Below are 17,599 nucleotides of genomic sequence, written 5' to 3'. Positions count from 1 at the left end.
TCCTTTACTATCGTTTTATAGGCTCTTGATATAGGAACGAAAATCACCTGTTTCAATGATCGGTGTGCAGAACCGTTTTAGTTTTTGATTTTTGATTTTCCAAGTATGGACGTCTACAGCACTTCGAATGTAGACATAATGATCTTTGGTACCGGAATAGATGGGGATCCCCTGTTCAATACATTCTTCGCAAAGCTTTGCGTCTTCACCTGTATTACATGCCTGAAAAGGGACTGAATCGATCACGCTTTTTTCAAATAAGAGTGTCCCTCCCATCAATACTTTCCGGTTATATCGATTTTCACTATCTTGATCTGCCTCTCCAGCAAACTTATAAGGATTGAAAGAATATAAAATGCGGTCATCTTCAAAGTACATATAAATGGTTGTTTTCCCTATAACACGCGCTTTGGATTGTACCAAAGTTTCCATACTATGAATCAAATAATCTTCCGTGTAATAATCATCATCATCGAACTTTGCAATATATTCATAGTTTGCTTCCTTTACTGCTCGATTCAGACATTCACCGAGGGTGGTGTCTCCGCTTAATTGTAAAACTTTGATTGCCGGATCATCTTGCACTTTTCTTTTCCACTCCAAAAGACTCATTGAATCCTTATTCAAAATGATGATCAGTTCTTTGTCTTTCCAAGATTGTCTTTTGTAGTTTTCAAGAATGTTCGGGAGAGTATACTCTTTATTGGTGCATGTAATAACGCTGATCAACGCACTATCCTCCCTGCCTTTTGATAATATAAGGCTCGAAATCATCCGTGTGAGCCACTACTTCACAAGCATTGAGGATGATATCATTCGAAACCTTCCAAGTATGGCCGCTGCCAGAATCATTTCGTATATAAACGAAATCTTCCATTCCTGCTGAGTATACTTTAAATCCTTTATCAACACAGTCCTGACAGAAAAGCCTGTCAAGCTCCTTGATTTGATTCCGGAATGTAACTTTTTCAAAAATATGACGTTTCATGACAAGTGTTCCACCTTGTAAATATTGTTTTCCAAAACGGGTTTGGTCATTGACGTATTGGTGTTCATTATTCGAATTGAATATTGTCAAAACCTTACGCTCAGGCATGAACAAAAAAACAGTCGTTTTTCCGATGACGTCAGCGTTCGTTTTCTCCAAAGTAGATACGGATTCAGTCAGATACTCTGGTGCATAATAATCATCATCTTCAAAGTTTGCGATGATTTCATAATTCGTCTGCTCCACTGCAAAGTTTAAACACTTCCCTAGTGAAGAGCCATCTTCCACTCGGAAAACGGAAACGTTTTTATGTTTTTTTGCCTCCGTCTCCCATCTTTCCAAATCCATTTCTGCCTTTGTCAAAACAATGATAAGCTCCTTATCATCCCACTTCTGCCGGGCGTAATTATTGAATACATTTTCAAGACATGAATCTCTCATCGTACAAGTTATGACAGAAACCATATTCACTTCCCCTTTCCGGTGATCCGAAACATATCCAACAGGATTCTTCACAAACCATTTCCAAGCAGTATGGACCATATCTTCCAGGCTGAAATCCGCCTTCCAACCTAGTTCTCTAGAAACCTTTTCACTGTTCGCTATAAGTCTAGGTGGATCACCTTTCCTGCGGGATACATAAACAACCTTTGCTTTCTTTCCTGTCAATCTCTCGCATGTACTGATAAGTTCTTTGACAGAATAACCATCACCGTTCCCAAGATTGTAAGTCTTATTTTTTACATCATCATCAAGTAAATGTTTCAACGCCAATATATGCCCTTTAGCTAAATCAGATACATGGATGTAATCCCTGACACAAGTCCCGTCAGGTGTTTCATGATTTTGTCCAAATACAGTCAGGCGATCTTTTTTCCCTGCTAAGTGTGCAAGGACATTTGGTATAATATGGGTCTCTGGACGATGGTCTTCTCCTAGTGCTCCAGAAGGATCTGCCCCAGCGACATTAAAATATCTCAAATTGACATACTCCATTCCATATGCAAGTTCATAGTCCTGGATCATCTTTTCAGCTATCAGTTTAGTGCGTCCATATGGTGAAATGGGATTTGTTTCAGTTCCCTCATCGATTTCTGTCTCTTCAGGAACACCGTAAACAGCGCAAGAAGAAGAAAAAATGATTTTTTTCACGCCTCCATCAAGCATACAATTCAAAAGGTTGATTACGGTTATAACGTTATTATCATAGTACTTTCTTGGATGAGTGACAGACTCTCCTACATAGCAATTAGCGGCAAAATGCATGACTGCTTTTATTGGAAAAAGTTCAAATATCCCTTTAAGGACATTGGGCTTCTTTACATCCCCTTTTATGAAATAGGAACGTCCATCAACAGCTTCCTTGTGTCCTGCACTAAGATCATCGAGCACGACAACTTCGAAATTTTCCTCTAGGAGCCCCTTCACTACATGACTTCCAATATAGCCAGCTCCCCCTGTAACAAGGATCATCCTCTCACCAACTTTTCTTAGAGTTCCATAATCTCTTCAAATAATCTTCCTTTCACACTTGGCATCGCCCAAACATAAAAATAATTAGACTATACCTTCAAAAATAGATTATTAGCATATAGATGATTCCGTGCAACAAACATTAGAGGTACTCAAGAAAAACATGATAAAAGGAGATAACAATGAGAAGAGCGGTTATAACGGGGGTTGCTGGCTTCTTAGGCTCCAACCTAGCGACACATTTACTTAATGATGGCTATGAAGTAATCGGGATCGATAATCTATCGACTGGTAGGAAAAGCAATCTGAAAAAGTTGGATTCACATCCTTGGTTCCGATTTATCGAAACTGATGTATGTCACGGATCTATCCTCCAAAACAAGCAATTGGATCGTGTCGATGAAGTTTATCATCTTGCTTCACCAGCCTCTCCAAAGTGGTATCAAGCATCACCCTTTAATACGATAGAAGTCAATACAATCGGAACGAAAAACATGCTTGAATTAACCAGAAGGAACGAGGCTAAGATGCTTTATTCCAGTACAAGTGAAATATATGGTGACCCTGAGATCCATCCTCAAATAGAAACATATAAAGGAAACGTCAACCTTTGGGGTCCACGGGCTTGTTATGATGAGTCGAAACGCCTTGGAGAAGTATATTGCTACCTATTCCATAACTTATACGCTACAAAAGTAACCGTTGCAAGGATTTTCAACACCTACTCCTCTGGACTTTGGCAAGGAGATGGGCGTGTCATCCCGAACTTCATCAACCAGGCTTTAAGAGGAGAAAATTTATCGATATATGGTACAGGAATGCAGACCCGTACATTTTGTTATATTGACGATACGATTGCTGCCTTCAAAAAAATGGTGGAATCTGACAAATCAGATGGAGAAGTTTTCAATATCGGCCATCCAAAAGAATACACCATCCTTGAAGTTGCAAAGCTTATCAAAAAAATGACCCGTACATCAAGTGATATTGTTTTTCTGGAGCCTCAAGATGATGATCCTAAAGTTCGCTGTCCCGATATTTCCAAAGCTACCGCATTACTGGATTGGATTCCAAAAGTAGAATTGAAGGAAGGATTGGAGCATTCCATTACCGAGTACCGATCAAGAATAATTACAGGAATATCACCCTTGAATTTAAATGACAAGTTGAACGATTGACTTAGATGATTGACAAATGGAGTGGGGCTACCGAAAGAAATAATCGAAGTTTCAGGAACATACCCGAAATTGGATATTATTGACCGTGGTGGTTGGGGCAATCGACACCAATCTTTCTTTTCTTTATTGGACGAAATGTTTCAAAAATATGAAAGGGACCTTATGAACAAGGAATTTCGATTTGTATTCTGTAGTGGTGACAGGGCAGAGAGGGCATCGAGACACGTTCGTATAAGACCAGTAAACTGGGATATGGTCGTAGAGAAATGTACAGAGAAAGGCAACCTACCGTATGAAAAAGAACAATGCTTTTGGATAGGAGATGCTAATAATCATCGGCTACGAAAAAAACTCCTACAATTATCAAAAAGAGAACCTGATTACCTGAAAGCAATAGGAATGGAATGGGATACAATGATATAGGTTCAGGTTATAGTACAGAGGACGGACTACAAGCTACAACACATTACATTCCTATTCCTGATCATGCCCAATATAAATACGTTATCGATATACAAGGTGTCGGCTATAGCTCAAGATTGAAACTCCTTATGCAATTGAAACGACCTGTTTTTATTGTTGAGCGGGACTACCATGAATTTTTCTTTCCTTTTATGGTTCCATTCAAGCATTATATACCTGTTAAACGGAATTTGTCAGATTTAATTCCTCTGATTAAATGGCTTAATGAAGATGAAGAATCCTATAAAATGATCGTTCATGAAACAAATCGATTCGCTGAAAAGTACCTGAGTAAAGAATATGCCATTAAACACTTATACCAGACAATCGCCAAATATGGTCTTGATTAAATACCTTTCGAAGATTGAAGGATTTCTTTTTCGAACACATGAAGTGCTCTTGCTACAACTTGATCCATATTATAGTAACGATATTCTGCCAATCTTCCGATGAACAGAACCTTATCTATTATCTTTTCCGCTTCTGACTGGTATTTACGGTATAACACAGCATGTTCTTTTTTCGGTATCGGATAATATGGGTCATTAGCTTGTGGTAAATATGGACATGCTTCTTCAATCATGATGGTCGTTCCAGATATCTTTTGTTGTGTAATATGCTTATATTCCGTAATTCTCGTAAAATCATAATCATTCGGATAATTGATTTGTGAGGTTTCCTGATAATAATCTTCATTACTATGATAAATGGATTTGAATTGGAGGCTTCGATACGGCAACTCACCATATTTATAATCAAAGAACTCATCAATCGGTCCGGTATAGATCATCTTAGCGGATGAAAAATTGCCTTTCAGATCTTTGTAATCTGTTTTAAGCAATAATTTGATATTCGGATGTTTGATGATATTTTTGAACATGTCCGTATAACCTTTTTTGGGAACAGCTTGATACTTATCTTGAAAATACCGGTCATCCCTACTTATATGTATAGGTACTCTTGCAGTCACAGAAGGATCGAGATTTTTCGGGTCAACTCCCCACTGCTTCAACGTGTAGCCAAGAAATACTTTCTCATAAACGAAATCAGCTAAATGTCGGATTTCTTCGTCTTGATCTTCAAGCATCTCTAAAATAGGTACTTTCTTTCCAAATCCATACCGATCGATCAGTTTTCCTTCCATTTGGTTTGCGTATCCCTTTGGAAACAACAAATGGAGAGTATTCAAGTTGAATGGTACGGGCACCTTTTTCCCATCAATCACAGCTAATACATGGTGCTGGTAATGAATCCACTCCGTAAATCTAGAAAGGTAATCCCAAACTTTCTTGGAGTTTGTATGAAATAGATGAGGACCATATTGATGGACGAGAATCCCATTGTCATCATAACAATCATAGGCATTCCCGCCAATATGGTCCCTTTTTTCAACAATCAACACGTTTTGATCCAGCCTTCTTGCAATCTGTTCGGCTACGATGCACCCAGAAAATCCCGCTCCCACTATCAACCAATCGATTTTCAATCCCATCCCCTCACCCATGATCATTTGTACGTATTATATGCTCAATCGAATAAACTTTTCCTTTTTTCTTTTGGATGAAGAGCAGCGAGTTGTTTCCACCCGCATCGGAATTTGAACTCAGGTTCATACTCGTTTCCCCACCTTCGCAACGTATCATATATATGCCATTCGAATACTTCATTGTAGAGATCGAGCTTTTTGGTTGCGTTAAATGGATGCTGTCGGTAATTGTATAGCATTTCGTCCATCCAATGGATCTTGTATCGTTCAATCAACCTGACATCAATCCGCCTGTCTTCCATCACCCGTCCATCCCACGGATCGTCAGTCGGCCAACCTCCTACCGTTTTCAATGCTTCTGTCCGATAAAACCTTGGAAACGGAACATCATTCGATAGGAGGAATTCATATTTATCTGAATAGGATGCCCCCTCTTTCCTTGGCACCTTCAGACACGTATTCCCTTCCCGGTCTTCATAAATATCTGTTTTCTTCCCCCATAAGAGAGCAACATCCCGCGGTAAGCGTTTCATCACCTCTATCATCTTTTCAATTGTATCGGGGAAAAACCAATCATCACTATCAAGTTTGATGATGTAGGGGGTGTCTATGACCTGGAGTCCTGTATTCTGAGCATGTGATTGGCCCCTATTAATCCCATGAGTAATGAGCTTCACTCTGGGATCACCGAGAAATTCTTCCAAACATTCGACTGAATCATCCGTAGATGCATCGTTCACTAAAACGATCCTCCATTTTTGATATGTTTGCTCGAATACACTCTTTAATGCATCAGTAATGAATCGTTTTCCCGGATTATAAAAAGGAATCAAGACCGTAACATCTGTTCTCATGTCAACCTCCTAAATAGATTTAGGCACAAGTTTTTTTAAAACTTTTGTCCCATTTTCCATTTCAAAGACAGGTTCATATAAATTTCCCCATCGCTTTAACGCATCTCGTATGTTCCACTCGATCATTTCATTAATAGGATCAAAATGATTGGTTAAACTATCTGCATGTTTTCGATAGTTATAGAGAACCTCGTCAATCCAGTGGATTTTGTAATGTTCGATCAAACGTACATCCATTCTCCGATCTTCAAGATAACGTCCTTCATATGGGTCATCTGTCGGCCACCCTCCTACCTTCCTGAGAGCTGAAGTCCGATAAAACCTTGGATAAGGAACAAAGTTTGATAGTAAGAAGTCATAACGATCTAAAAAAGACCTTCCCCATGTATCCTGGTATTTTCCTAGAATCTTCCTTCCATAATCAAAAACCACTCGTTTTTTCCCACAAATGAGCGCTACATCTTCCGATACTTGGTTCGCTGCGTTTAATAGCTTTTCAAGCGTATAGTCAAATAACCAATCATCACTATCCAGCATTAAAATGAATGGGGTTTGAACATGTGAGAGACCTATGTTCTGAGATTTCGCTTGGCCTAAATTCTGTTCATTCCTGATCACGGTCACCCGAGAATCATTCAAATGGTCTTCTATTAAAGACAGGCTGTCATCCTCAGATGCATCATCCACGATGATATGCCTCCATTCCTTATAGGTCTGTTTACAGACACTGTCAACTGCAGTACGCAAATAACTCCCTGGATTGTAAGAAGCCGTTAGGATCGTCACTTCACTTTTATTCATGTTTCTTCACCATTTATTTGAGGATGTGGATTCTTTTTGGTTACAGCAACCGTATGGACGACTTCATAGTGTGGATCATTAAAAGCTAATAAACTCTTAGGAATTTCATGAACTGCTCTTCCCTCTAGGAAGGCCTGCGCGATTCCTAGATTCCCATGGCTCTCTATCCGTGTATCCCCGGCCGTATCGATTTCTGAAAAACATCTATACAGCGCCATTCCAGTAAAACGCCAATAGTCACCATACTCTCTCGTCTTACAGCTCTGACTGACTCCTGGAAAAGTAACTAGAAGAACCCCACCAGGTTTCAACGTCTTCATGGCGTTTTTCAGTGCTTCCTTAAAATCATAAATGATGTGGATGACCTGTGTCAGGATGAAACAATCAAATTCACCATCAGGTACATTTTCACCTGTTTCAAGATTACCTTTGATCGTCACCCCTGGGTATAGATCGATGTCAAGGATATCGACACTATCAATTTCTTTTCCAAATAACGAGGTGTACCGGTTTTCTCCAATTTCCAGGACTTTTCCTTTAATCAAATGTTGATTTTTTTCTATAAACTTTTCAATGAAATACCGATCGATTGGTTGTCCCCGATCAAACCCAAATTGACGGCTGACTGGCCTTTTCGAAAAATTTCTCATATGTCGTTACCCTCCTTGATGTTTACCGTAACAGCCTGAATCATTTCACGGATTCCTTCATCCACCTGATAATGAGGCTTCCATCCTAACAATTTTTCAGCCTTGCTATTGTCAAGTCTGCTGAATAAAATATCTCCTTGCCTCCGGTGAATATAAACAGGTTCTACTCCAGTTTCGAAATACTTTACAATCAGATTGTATAAATGATTGATAGTTGTAGCAGTCATACTGCTTATATTCATAACATCATCAATTTCCTTTTCAATTGCTAATAAATTTGCCCTGGCAACATCATTAACGTGAATAAAATCCCTTGTTTGTTTTCCGTCCCCATAAATCAGCGGGATTGTTCCGGAAGACAAATGTTTTACAAAAATCGGTATGACGCCCCCTTCATTATCCGATCGTTGCCGAAGCCCAAAAACGTTGGAATACCTGAAAATCGTGTATGGAAGTTGAAACTGCTCGTTGAATTGCTTGATATACATCTCTGAAGCTAGTTTTGAAATGCCATAAAAGGAAATTGGATTGAGCGGTGAAAGCTCATCAGCTGTTTTTAGTCCAAGATCGCCATATACTGCGGAAGTGGATGCAAATATGAATCTTTTTACGTTATAGATACGGCATATCTGCAATAACTTTACCGTACCCAAGAGGTTGACTTCAGCATCATAAACTGGATTTTCCATCGACGTATTTATATCCACTTGAGCGGCTAGATGGATTACATAATCAGGTCTTTCTTTTTCAAACACCTCTTTTATTTTTGGGGATATATAATCCAACTCGTAATAGCTGATCGGATAAGCAGATGAACAGTAGTTTCCCGTACACAAGTTATCCACTACCACTACTTCATATCCTTTGCTTGCCAGTAATTCAGAAATATGAGAGCCGATGAATCCACACCCACCCGTTATTAATACCTTCACTGCCATCCCTCTTTTATCGATTGACCTTTTTAAAACAGTTGTGCACGAATGAGGTGATATTTTTCGGCATACCCAACCCCTGTTTCCATTCCTCTTTTCGCAGCCCATCTCTTGATATTCTCTGGTGAAATCAAGTGGTCCGGTGAGCGGATTTGCGATTGATGTTTACAGAATGCTTCTACTTTTCGATCGATGGAATCAGTGATATCAAGATAAAGTTCGCCGACATCATTGACCTTCGGGTATTGCCAGACGATCATAGGATATTCATACATTGCAATCAGTTTCGGGTTTCGATTTGGAATCGGTCTTAAACTGGCCATAGAAGCTTGAAACAAGACTTGGTGGTCCTGGTGATAGCTCGGATATGGGATGAATACTATCGTCGGTTCCATCTTTCTGAGAACCTGATCCAATTTGGACACGATCTGATTCATCGGAATCGTATCCATCGCACTTTCTTTATCCTCAAAAAGTATTTCATAATCATTGCAGCCTAAATGTGCAAGCGCTTCTTTCAATTCCATTCTTCTAGTTTCAGAATGAATGATGCCATCGTCCTTATGTTGGAAATGGATATCTCCAACTGACCCGATGAGCACTTTTACTTCATTCTCGTATTTCCTTGCTTTATCAATGAGCCCCCCACACCCCAGCACCTCATCATCGGCGTGTGGAGCAATCACTAAGATCCGTTCATTTCCATTACCAATCACTATTCCCACCCCTCAGACCACGTCGTATTAATTTAATGTATTCCGCAAACAACTATCCGTGTAGGCCTCTCTCTTGTTGAGTAATAAAAAAACGCCTAGAACCCTGGTTTCTGGCGTTCTCTTCCTTTTTCAATTTAAAAAACCCACTCCTGACAAGGAATGGGTCGCTATGATTATCGTGCTAATAGATGGAAACCACTATCGATATGGAGGATTTCTCCGGTCAACCCTCGGGAGAGATCGCTCATCAAGTATAATGCTGTATCTCCGACTTCTTCTGTCGTTGTGGTGCGTCGTAATGGTGCTCTCTCTTCAATATCTTTCAGGATGCTGTTGAAGTCGCCTACTCCTTTGGCAGCAAGTGTACGTATCGGCCCTGCAGAAATCGCATTGACACGGATGCCATCTTTCCCTAAATCATTGGCAAGGTATTTCACACTTGCATCAAGAGAAGCTTTTGCTACACCCATTACATTATAGTTGGAAACGACGCGTTCACCACCAAGGTACGTCATTGTTACAATAGAACCGCCTTCTGTCATTAGTTCGCGGGCTTCCTTTGCCACTGCAGTTAACGAGTATGAGCTGATATTATGAGCAAGAAGGAACCCATCTCTTGTCGTGTTCAAGTATTCACCTTTAAGTTCTTCCACTTTTGCAAACGCAATACAATGAGCCAATCCGTGGATGACACCGACTTCTTCTTTGATCCTTGCGAACGCGCCTTTGATTTGTTCATCATCCGTAACATCACAAGGAATGACGAGCGAGTCTTTACGCTCAAGTGACTCCGCAAGATCACGCACACCCTTCTCGAAGCGTTCTCCAGCGTACGTAAATACTAAGCGCGCTCCTGCGTTACTCAAAGAACGCGCAATTCCCCATGCAATACTCCTCTTATTCGCTACTCCCATGATCACATATGTACGGTTTTCCAATGATAAATTCATGAATGGCCTCCTTTTACATATTTGCGAATTTATTGTTTGTTATTATGACCTAGTCCTAATTAAAGTATAGCAGTCACTAAGAAAAAAGAAAAGTGCCAGCCATTCCTTATCTCACTCATGATGAGATAACAAGGGTGGCTGACACTTCTTTTGATTCTATTGAAGGACTTTGTAGATTTCAAGAGAATTTACGACACTCCTGCGGGAAAAGCGAGCCAGGCGAGACCCCGCAGCGAGGAGCTCGCGAGGAGGCTTGCGGATCGCCCGCGGAAAGGAAGTGAATTTCGTAGAAATCAACCATAACAACTGACAAAGCCTCTTTTAAGACTCTTTTATTCAATAGCACAGCCTTTAGGATAATACATTGCGCAATTCTTGGATGCTTTCATTACTTCCTGTCACAATAAGATGATCATGCATTTGCAGTTCGGTATCACCATGTGGGACAATGGATTCATTTCCTCTGAAAATCCGGATGATAATTGCATTGCCCATGAACGGGAAATTCCGAAGCATCGTTCCAACATACTTCACGTTTTGTACATTCACTTGAAATAAGCGATTGTCTTGACCGATGATCAGTTTAGCGACATCTGGTGTTTCAATCATCGATCTTAATATGGTCTTAGCTGATAACAAGGATGAAAATACTTCTATGTCTTTCATTTTCAGCTCGGAACTTAGTGTTGATGTTTCAATCCTCGTGATAACACGTTCAATCCCACTTTCTTTTGCGTAGGAAGCGATTTTTGCATTGATTGAATCATTTCCTGTCGTGACGACCAAAACATCCGTATTGAATACATCGTCATGTAACAACCTTTCAATTTCATAGTCATCCACTTCATTCACTTCAAAATGGGTTCCTATACTTTCCTCTAGTTTTTCTTGTTTTGTATGGTATAGAGTCGTATTGAACATATTCTCATCAAGCTCTAATGGTAGCCTTAACGTCAATTGGTTCGCCCCAATAACGTTGACTTTTTTTGTCTTAGAAGCTACCTGTTTAAGAGGAAAGACTTTTTTAAACACAATCGGTGTAACGATACACGTAATCACTGCAAGTAAGATCAGTGCTGAGGACATCTGATTATCGATGACACCGATCCGCTCTCCGATCTTAGCCGCTGCAACGACTAAGGACAACGTGGCTGTCAGTATAAAGCCTGAACCGATGATTGTATTCCAGTCATACCACTTTTTCAAATAAAGAGCGGGTACCAGCTTTGAAATCAAAAGAGCCAGGAATAGAAGTGGAATCAGAATAACGATCCTCGGATCACTGAATAACGCCCACAGATCCAGCTCCACCCCGACCATGACGAAGAAAATCGGAATAAGGAAGCCGTAACCGAATGAATCCAATTGCCGGACCATTTCACGATTAGGTGCCAGCAAGGATACGAGCACGCCCGCAAGGAATGCGCCGAGGATACTTTCAGCTCCAACTTGTTCTGATAATCCTACGAGAAGGATGATGAGGGCAAACACCGCTCTCATACCAATCTGTACAGTACCTGTTGATAATGTTTCGAAAAAGGTGCTCTGCTTAAAGAATTTACCGATGAAATAGAGCAGGATGCCTGCACAGAATAACAATAACAACAGCCACATGTTGCCGCCGCCTTCATATAGAGATACAAAGACAGCTAACAAGATCATCGTCACAAGATCCGCAATGACCGTAACGATCAGGATGATTTGACCAATCCCTGATTTCATGATTCCTGTTTCTTTCAATGTCGGAACGACCACCCCTAGTGAGATCGTCGAAATGACCAGACACATGAAAAAGGCGTTGTTTGTAAAGCCCATAAATACTAACAACCATGATAATACAAAGGAAAGAACCAGTATGAACACGAATACAATGGTCGAAACGAGAAAACGGTTCGGTTCCAGCTTCCCTGAAGGCAATGTCACCCTATTTTTATTATTGGAAAAGACGCTGAAATCAATTTCAAGCCCACTTAAGAACATGAGAAATATAAAGCCGAGGCTAGATAAAATAGTAATCCATTCATCTGGCTGTACCAAATTGAAACCTGTTTTCCCGATGATCAGTCCGGCTATGATTTCAGCAACAACCACAGGAATGATCGATAGCCTCAATTTTTTCAATAGAATCGGTGTGAGAAAAGCAGTTACTATGACAACGATGAGTGAAGTGAATGATACATGCTCTTCCATACTTTCCTCCTGTTTCGTTTACGTAAAATAATTAATGAATGTCGTAGCAAGGCCGAAATAGATCAACACGCTGATGATATCATTGATCGTTGTAATAAAAGGACCTGAAGCTACCGCAGGATCAATTTTCATTTTATGCATAAGTAAAGGGATCAAAGCTCCCGCTAAGGTAGCGACAATCAAGGTGAGCAAAATCGATGCACCGACCAATAACCCTAAGTAAATGGAATTCTGCCATAAATAGACGACAATCGTGATAACCGATCCGCAGGATGCTCCAGTGATCAATCCGGTTCCTGCTTCCCTTAGTATGAGACTTCGCACATCCTGTTTATCTGTATCCCCGGTTGCAATCCCCCTTACGGCTACCGCTAACGCCTGGGTACCTGTGTTCCCTGCCATTCCAGCAATCAATGGAATGAATACGGCTAAAATAGCAACCTGATTCAACGTTTCTTCGAACTGGCCGATTAAGCTTGCAGTGATCATACCAAGGAATAATAAGATGATCAGCCACGGAAGTCTTCGCTTTGCTGCTTGCATCGGACTCCTGTCAGCAGAATCCATATCGGAAACTGCGGCTAATTTCGAGTAGTCTTCAGATGCTTCTTCATCAATGACATCGACAATATCATCGACTGTGATAATCCCAAGAAGATGATTTTGAAAATCGACAACAGGCAAAGCAAGGAAGTCATAGTCCTTCATCATCCGTGCCGCTTCTTCCTGATCTTCCCCTACAGAAATCGCAACGACTCTTTCATTCATCACTTCATTCACGAGAGTATCTTCTTCAGCAATGATCAAGTCTCTTAAAGATATGACACCGACCAGTTTTTTATTTTCATCCACCACAAACACATAATAGATCGTTTCCGCATCCGGAGCTTCCTTCCTCAAGATCTCCATCGCCTGAGTCACGCTCTGATTAGCACGGATCGCCACAAATTCAGTGGTCATGATACTTCCGGCAGTTTTTTCTTCATAATGTAGAAGCTCTTTGATCTCCTGAGCAGCCTCATTATCCATGATCGTCAAATAACTAGCCAACTGCTCAGCTTCTAAATCATTCAATACGTCGACGGCATCATCGGCGTACATATCCCCAAGCATTTTTGCAGCATAGAAAGGCTCCATTTCAAACAAATAGCCTTTTGTATCTTCAAGATCGATCTTCTCGAAAATATCTGCCATTTCTTCAGGTGAAAGATACCCATATAGACGCATCCTTTCCTTTTCTTCCAATACGGAGAAAAGACGTGTTTGATCATAAGGGTGCATGTCTAAGAAATTTTCCCTAAATATATCGATATCATCGTTTTTCAACGCATCGATTACATATTGGAATTCATAGTATTCTTCTTGTTCCATAGTTGTTGTCCCCCTCTCATCCAGGGTTATTTATTTGTTTGGATTTGTTATTCTTTATTGTTGATTTTTGCTAAATTCGATCCGTTTCCGCGGGCGATCCGCAAGCCTCCTCGCTCATTCCGAGCTGTGGGGTCTAGTGCCTGGATCGCTCTTCCCGCAGGAGTGTCGCAAATTTTGGTTCAATCAAACTTAATCAGAAATCAACAGTATTATTTAACAAACCCATATGTTTTTCAGTTCAATGAATTATTCATGACTAACTAATCGTAAAAAAGCGTTTCAAATATGTCAATTTAAAAAATCAGCAGAAAAAATTAACAAAGGTATTATAAAAGATGTTATCATTTCAATGAACCAGTTATTCTTTAAGGTAGGTAGCGCAAATGACGAACCAAGAGAGAGAAACACCTTTTCAACAAATCGATTATAACTTACTTTTTATTTTATTTCTTTTAATCTGTTCAAGTTGTATTGCGATATATAGTGCAGTTGGACAATATGAAGGGAACTTTGTAGTAAAGCAGTTGGTATGGTATGCCGTTGGTTTCGGTGCGATTGCAGTCGTCATGATCCTTGATTTTGATCAGTTCTTGAAGCTTTCGTGGTACATATATGGTTTTGGAATATTCCTATTACTTGGAATCGTGTTCATCCCTTTAGTGGACCCGAATGCGGGTACGAAAGAAGCACTTGTCCCATACATCAATGGGGCTCAGAGCTGGTATAGGTATGGCGGGATCGCTTTTCAACCATCGGAATTGATGAAAGTTGCCTTGATTATTTCAATTGCGAATGCCATTACTCTTCATAATGAAAAGTATTCGGATCGTTCGATGCGGGAAGATTTTTTGTTGCTCGGAAAAATCATTTTGATATCTCTTCCGCCAGTAATTTTGGTCATGCTTCAGCCTGACCTCGGAACGACACTCGTATTTTTTGCGATCATAGCAAGTCTTTTATTAGTTTCTGGTATACGATGGCGAATTATCCTTCTCTTGATATTTAGTTCAACACTTTTCGTTGCCAGTCTCGTTCTCATTTACATGTATAACCCAGAGTTTTTAATCGAGTATATCCTCCATGATGAGTATCAGCTGAATCGTTTTTATGGCTGGTTGCAGCCTTACGAATTTGAACAGGGCTTTGGTTTCCAGCTTGTAAAATCGTTATTGGCTATCGGATCAGGTCAATTATACGGTAAAGGATTCGGAGAAGGGAATGTCTATTTCCCTGAAGCGCAGACTGACTTCATTTTTTCTGTCATCGGTGAAGAATTCGGTTTCATGGGAACAAGTTTCGTGATTTCCCTCTTCTTCTTATTGGTTTATCGGATCATCCATGCTGCACTTGAAAGCAATGATCCGTTTGGCAGCTATTTATGTGCTGGTGTAATCGGTATGATCACATTCCAAGTCTTCCAGAATATCGGAATGGTCATAGGGCTGCTTCCGATCACAGGAATCCCCCTACCTTTCATCAGTTATGGCGGAAGTTCAATATTGGCAAGTATGATTGCAATCGGACTTGTCCTTAACGTCCGATCAAGGACAAGAAAATTTATGTTCGATTAAAGAGCACCTGCAAAAGGTGCTTTTTTCCTTTATATTTGGTATTTTAGAATATACTTAATAGATACAGGACGATAATGTGGAGTGAAAAGTATGAAATTTGATGTAATCGGAGATATCCATGGTTGCTATACCGAACTCATTCGACTGATCGAAGAATTGGATTATACAAAGGATACACGCGGAGAATACCACCACCAGGAGAACCGTAAGCTTGTTTTCCTTGGTGATTTGACCGACCGTGGACCTGAATCGATAAAAGTGATCAGACTCGTATTCCACCTTGTAAAACAAGGCATTGCTCTCTATTCACCCGGAAATCATTGCGATAAGCTTTATCGTTTTTTTCAAGGAAGGGATGTCCAGATCAGACATGGTCTTGAGACCACGGTTGCTGAATTCAAGGATTTGGAACAGAAAGAAAAAGTAGAGATTTCAAGCATGTTCAAGAACCTGTTTGAGGAAGCTCCGCTCTACCTTCAGCTTGATGAGAAAAAACTGATTGTCGCCCATGCAGGGATCAGGGAGGATTATATCGGACAAACACATAAACGGGTCAAGACTTTTGTTTTATATGGTGATATAACTGGAGAAAAACATGAGAATGGGATGCCTGTCCGCAGAGACTGGGCTCAAAACTATCAGGGTGATCGAATCATCGTGTACGGCCATACTCCGGTCCCGGAACCAAGACGTGTCGGAAATACGATTAACATCGACACTGGATGTGTGTTCGGTGGTGCACTCACTGCCTATCGATATCCAGAGGACCGGACGATTTCTGTACCATCCTCGATGCCATATGTGGCGGAAAAATTCAGAACGTTTGTTGATTGAGAAAGTATTTAATTTGCAGACTTCGTTCAAGCGGGTTTTTCGTGTAAAATATGGTGTCTGCAACGTAAAGAAAACTTGGCAAAGCCAAGCCTTGGCGTAGGCTGAGCCATAGTTGCGCTTATATTGAAGAAAGTATTTTATATTTTCTTTAAATGTAAAAAAGGAAGCGGATTTCGCTTCCTTTTTTAAAAAGTCCGGAATCACGCAAGTTAGTTAAAGAGACCTAAACTTTTTTGTCACGCTTGATTCTCTATCAACCTTGCCATATCATCGGGGACCGGAGCTTCAATCACTATCATTTTTTCCAAGAATGGGTTATAGAATTGCATGGATTGACTATGAAGCGCCTGCCTTCCAATTAGTGCATGATTCCCTCCATACAGATCATCACCTAATAACGGGTGTCCGACGGAAGCCATATGCACCCGTATCTGATGGGTCCGTCCTGTCTCCAGTTTCAAACGCACCAATGCATGATCGCCAAAAGACTGTAAAACTTCGAAATGCGTTTTCGCCTGCTGCCCATCTCCCCTGACACAGCGTTCGATGATGCTCCCCTCTTGTCGCCCGATCGGTTTCTCAATCGTCCCTTTTGCTTCCCCTGGAACACCATGACATAGAGCGAGATAGGTCCGGTTCATCTCTCCGCTTTTTTGCAGTCTGGATAATAAGGAATGTCCATAGCGATGTTTCGCGAACATGACAATACCGGACGTATCCCGATCAAGCCGATTGACAGCATGAATCGTCGATGAAATCCCTTCTTGTTGATAGTAGAAAAGGACAGCTTGAGCCAGGGAGTCCGTGTTCCTGAACATAGAAGGAATTGTCGGCATGTTTGCCGGCTTGTCTACAGCCAGAAAATGTTCATCCTCAAATAAGACCGACAACGGAATTTCAACTGGTTCCATCGACTCGCTTACCTCTTCAGGAGGAAAGAACACCGTTACCTGATCATTTTCCTGAAGCTGATGACGGACAGTGACCGGCTGATCGTTTACAAAAAGAGCGCCACCGCCATATTTGATGTCAGTGAGCGCCTGCCTTGATATGAATTTTTCTTGCAAAAGATACTCCCTGAGGAATTTACCGCTGGAAGCCTTCCCAACAGTCCACGTGAATTGCAATGGTTTCATGAAGCAG

General features: G+C 40.7%; 17 protein-coding genes. 5 read left to right on the top strand and 12 right to left on the bottom strand.

Going from position 1 to position 17,599, the window contains the following annotated elements:
* Positions 1–15: 15 nt before the first annotated feature.
* Complete coding sequence (locus KOL94_RS02905; protein ID WP_221563886.1) at positions 16–729, bottom strand: glycosyltransferase family 2 protein; 714 nt, start codon at positions 727–729, stop codon at positions 16–18.
* 4 nt (positions 730–733) lie between these two features.
* Positions 734–2,461, bottom strand: coding sequence for a UDP-glucose 4-epimerase GalE (gene galE / locus KOL94_RS25575; protein WP_221563885.1), 1,728 nt, complete (start codon positions 2,459–2,461; stop codon positions 734–736).
* A gap of 182 nt (positions 2,462–2,643) precedes the next feature.
* Here galE and KOL94_RS02895 point away from each other — a divergent pair, with 182 nt between their 5' ends.
* The 3 genes from KOL94_RS02895 to KOL94_RS02885 are packed head-to-tail and all read left to right on the top strand — an operon-like array spanning position 2,644 to position 4,451.
* Positions 2,644–3,639, top strand: a complete 996-nt coding sequence (locus KOL94_RS02895; protein ID WP_221563884.1) for an NAD-dependent epimerase/dehydratase family protein — start codon at positions 2,644–2,646, stop codon at positions 3,637–3,639.
* Positions 3,640–3,648: 9 nt separating this feature from the next.
* Complete coding sequence (locus KOL94_RS02890; protein WP_221563883.1) at positions 3,649–4,062, top strand: hypothetical protein; 414 nt, start codon at positions 3,649–3,651, stop codon at positions 4,060–4,062.
* A complete protein-coding gene (locus KOL94_RS02885) occupies positions 4,044–4,451 on the top strand; it encodes a glycosyl transferase family 90 (protein ID WP_221563882.1) in 408 nt (135 codons plus the stop codon). The genes KOL94_RS02890 and KOL94_RS02885 overlap by 19 nt, the downstream gene beginning before the upstream one ends.
* Here KOL94_RS02885 and glf read toward each other — a convergent pair.
* From glf to mgtE, 9 genes are all read right to left on the bottom strand, one after another.
* Entirely contained in the window at positions 4,448–5,605 is a 1,158-nt protein-coding gene (gene glf, locus KOL94_RS02880) for a UDP-galactopyranose mutase (protein WP_260412184.1), read from the bottom strand. The two genes, KOL94_RS02885 and glf, sit on opposite strands and share 4 nt — an antisense overlap.
* Positions 5,606–5,628: 23 nt before the next feature.
* On the bottom strand, positions 5,629–6,441 hold the full coding sequence (locus tag KOL94_RS02875) for a glycosyltransferase family 2 protein (protein ID WP_221563881.1): 813 nt from the start codon (positions 6,439–6,441) through the stop codon (positions 5,629–5,631).
* 9 nt (positions 6,442–6,450) lie between these two features.
* Entirely contained in the window at positions 6,451–7,242 is a 792-nt protein-coding gene (locus KOL94_RS02870; RefSeq protein ID WP_221563880.1) for a glycosyltransferase family 2 protein, read from the bottom strand.
* The gene (locus tag KOL94_RS02865) at positions 7,239–7,892 is read right to left on the bottom strand and encodes a class I SAM-dependent methyltransferase (protein ID WP_221563879.1); all 654 of its coding nucleotides are present in this window, start codon (positions 7,890–7,892) and stop codon (positions 7,239–7,241) included. The genes KOL94_RS02870 and KOL94_RS02865 overlap by 4 nt, the downstream gene beginning before the upstream one ends.
* Positions 7,889–8,830 carry an NAD-dependent epimerase/dehydratase family protein gene (locus KOL94_RS02860; RefSeq protein WP_221563878.1) on the bottom strand — a complete coding sequence of 314 codons (942 nt, stop codon included), beginning with the start codon at positions 8,828–8,830 and terminating at the stop codon, positions 7,889–7,891. Before KOL94_RS02860 ends, KOL94_RS02865 begins: the two co-directional genes overlap by 4 nt.
* 23 nt (positions 8,831–8,853) lie before the next feature.
* Positions 8,854–9,540 (bottom strand): PIG-L deacetylase family protein, encoded by a 687-nt coding sequence (locus KOL94_RS02855; RefSeq protein ID WP_221563876.1) that lies wholly within the window; start codon positions 9,538–9,540, stop codon positions 8,854–8,856.
* A gap of 173 nt (positions 9,541–9,713) precedes the next feature.
* Positions 9,714–10,490 (bottom strand): enoyl-ACP reductase FabI, encoded by a 777-nt coding sequence (fabI, locus tag KOL94_RS02850; RefSeq protein WP_221563874.1) that lies wholly within the window; start codon positions 10,488–10,490, stop codon positions 9,714–9,716.
* A gap of 351 nt (positions 10,491–10,841) precedes the next feature.
* Positions 10,842–12,680 carry a monovalent cation:proton antiporter family protein gene (locus KOL94_RS02845; protein ID WP_221563872.1) on the bottom strand — a complete coding sequence of 613 codons (1,839 nt, stop codon included), beginning with the start codon at positions 12,678–12,680 and terminating at the stop codon, positions 10,842–10,844.
* 18 nt (positions 12,681–12,698) lie between these two features.
* Entirely contained in the window at positions 12,699–14,051 is a 1,353-nt protein-coding gene (gene mgtE / locus KOL94_RS02840) for a magnesium transporter (RefSeq protein WP_221563870.1), read from the bottom strand.
* Positions 14,052–14,434: 383 nt separating this feature from the next.
* Between mgtE and KOL94_RS02835 the strand changes: the two genes are divergently transcribed.
* Both KOL94_RS02835 and prpE read left to right on the top strand, forming a co-directional pair.
* Positions 14,435–15,622, top strand: coding sequence for an FtsW/RodA/SpoVE family cell cycle protein (locus tag KOL94_RS02835; protein WP_221563868.1), 1,188 nt, complete (start codon positions 14,435–14,437; stop codon positions 15,620–15,622).
* 90 nt (positions 15,623–15,712) lie between these two features.
* The gene (prpE, locus tag KOL94_RS02830; protein WP_221563867.1) at positions 15,713–16,456 is read left to right on the top strand and encodes a bis(5'-nucleosyl)-tetraphosphatase PrpE; all 744 of its coding nucleotides are present in this window, start codon (positions 15,713–15,715) and stop codon (positions 16,454–16,456) included.
* Positions 16,457–16,692: 236 nt separating this feature from the next.
* On the opposite strand, the gene KOL94_RS02825 is transcribed toward prpE, so the two are convergent.
* A complete protein-coding gene (locus KOL94_RS02825) occupies positions 16,693–17,592 on the bottom strand; it encodes an RluA family pseudouridine synthase (protein ID WP_221563866.1) in 900 nt (299 codons plus the stop codon).
* Between the last annotated feature and the right edge of the window lie 7 nt (positions 17,593–17,599).

Origin of the sequence: Alkalihalobacillus sp. TS-13 (assembly GCF_019720915.1) — a bacterium.
GTDB lineage: Bacteria > Bacillota > Bacilli > Bacillales > Fictibacillaceae > Pseudalkalibacillus.
Note: the sequence above shows the minus strand (reverse complement) of the source record. Positions and strands in the feature narration are given on the sequence as shown.

What these genes read in the sequence shown, in the direction of transcription:
- galE (WP_221563885.1), bottom strand. Translation starts at nt 2,461, where the DNA reads ATGATCCTTGTTACAGGGGGAGCTGGCTATATTGGAAGTCATGTAGTG.
- KOL94_RS02895 (WP_221563884.1), top strand. Translation starts at nt 2,644, where the DNA reads ATGAGAAGAGCGGTTATAACGGGGGTTGCTGGCTTCTTAGGCTCCAAC.
- KOL94_RS02885 (WP_221563882.1), top strand. Translation starts at nt 4,044, where the DNA reads ATGGGATACAATGATATAGGTTCAGGTTATAGTACAGAGGACGGACTA.
- glf (WP_260412184.1), bottom strand. Translation starts at nt 5,605, where the DNA reads ATGGGTGAGGGGATGGGATTGAAAATCGATTGGTTGATAGTGGGAGCG.
- KOL94_RS02875 (WP_221563881.1), bottom strand. Translation starts at nt 6,441, where the DNA reads ATGAGAACAGATGTTACGGTCTTGATTCCTTTTTATAATCCGGGAAAA.
- KOL94_RS02870 (WP_221563880.1), bottom strand. Translation starts at nt 7,242, where the DNA reads ATGAATAAAAGTGAAGTGACGATCCTAACGGCTTCTTACAATCCAGGG.
- KOL94_RS02865 (WP_221563879.1), bottom strand. Translation starts at nt 7,892, where the DNA reads ATGAGAAATTTTTCGAAAAGGCCAGTCAGCCGTCAATTTGGGTTTGAT.
- KOL94_RS02860 (WP_221563878.1), bottom strand. Translation starts at nt 8,830, where the DNA reads ATGGCAGTGAAGGTATTAATAACGGGTGGGTGTGGATTCATCGGCTCT.
- fabI (WP_221563874.1), bottom strand. Translation starts at nt 10,490, where the DNA reads ATGAATTTATCATTGGAAAACCGTACATATGTGATCATGGGAGTAGCG.
- KOL94_RS02845 (WP_221563872.1), bottom strand. Translation starts at nt 12,680, where the DNA reads ATGGAAGAGCATGTATCATTCACTTCACTCATCGTTGTCATAGTAACT.
- mgtE (WP_221563870.1), bottom strand. Translation starts at nt 14,051, where the DNA reads ATGGAACAAGAAGAATACTATGAATTCCAATATGTAATCGATGCGTTG.
- KOL94_RS02835 (WP_221563868.1), top strand. Translation starts at nt 14,435, where the DNA reads ATGACGAACCAAGAGAGAGAAACACCTTTTCAACAAATCGATTATAAC.
- prpE (WP_221563867.1), top strand. Translation starts at nt 15,713, where the DNA reads ATGAAATTTGATGTAATCGGAGATATCCATGGTTGCTATACCGAACTC.
- KOL94_RS02825 (WP_221563866.1), bottom strand. Translation starts at nt 17,592, where the DNA reads ATGAAACCATTGCAATTCACGTGGACTGTTGGGAAGGCTTCCAGCGGT.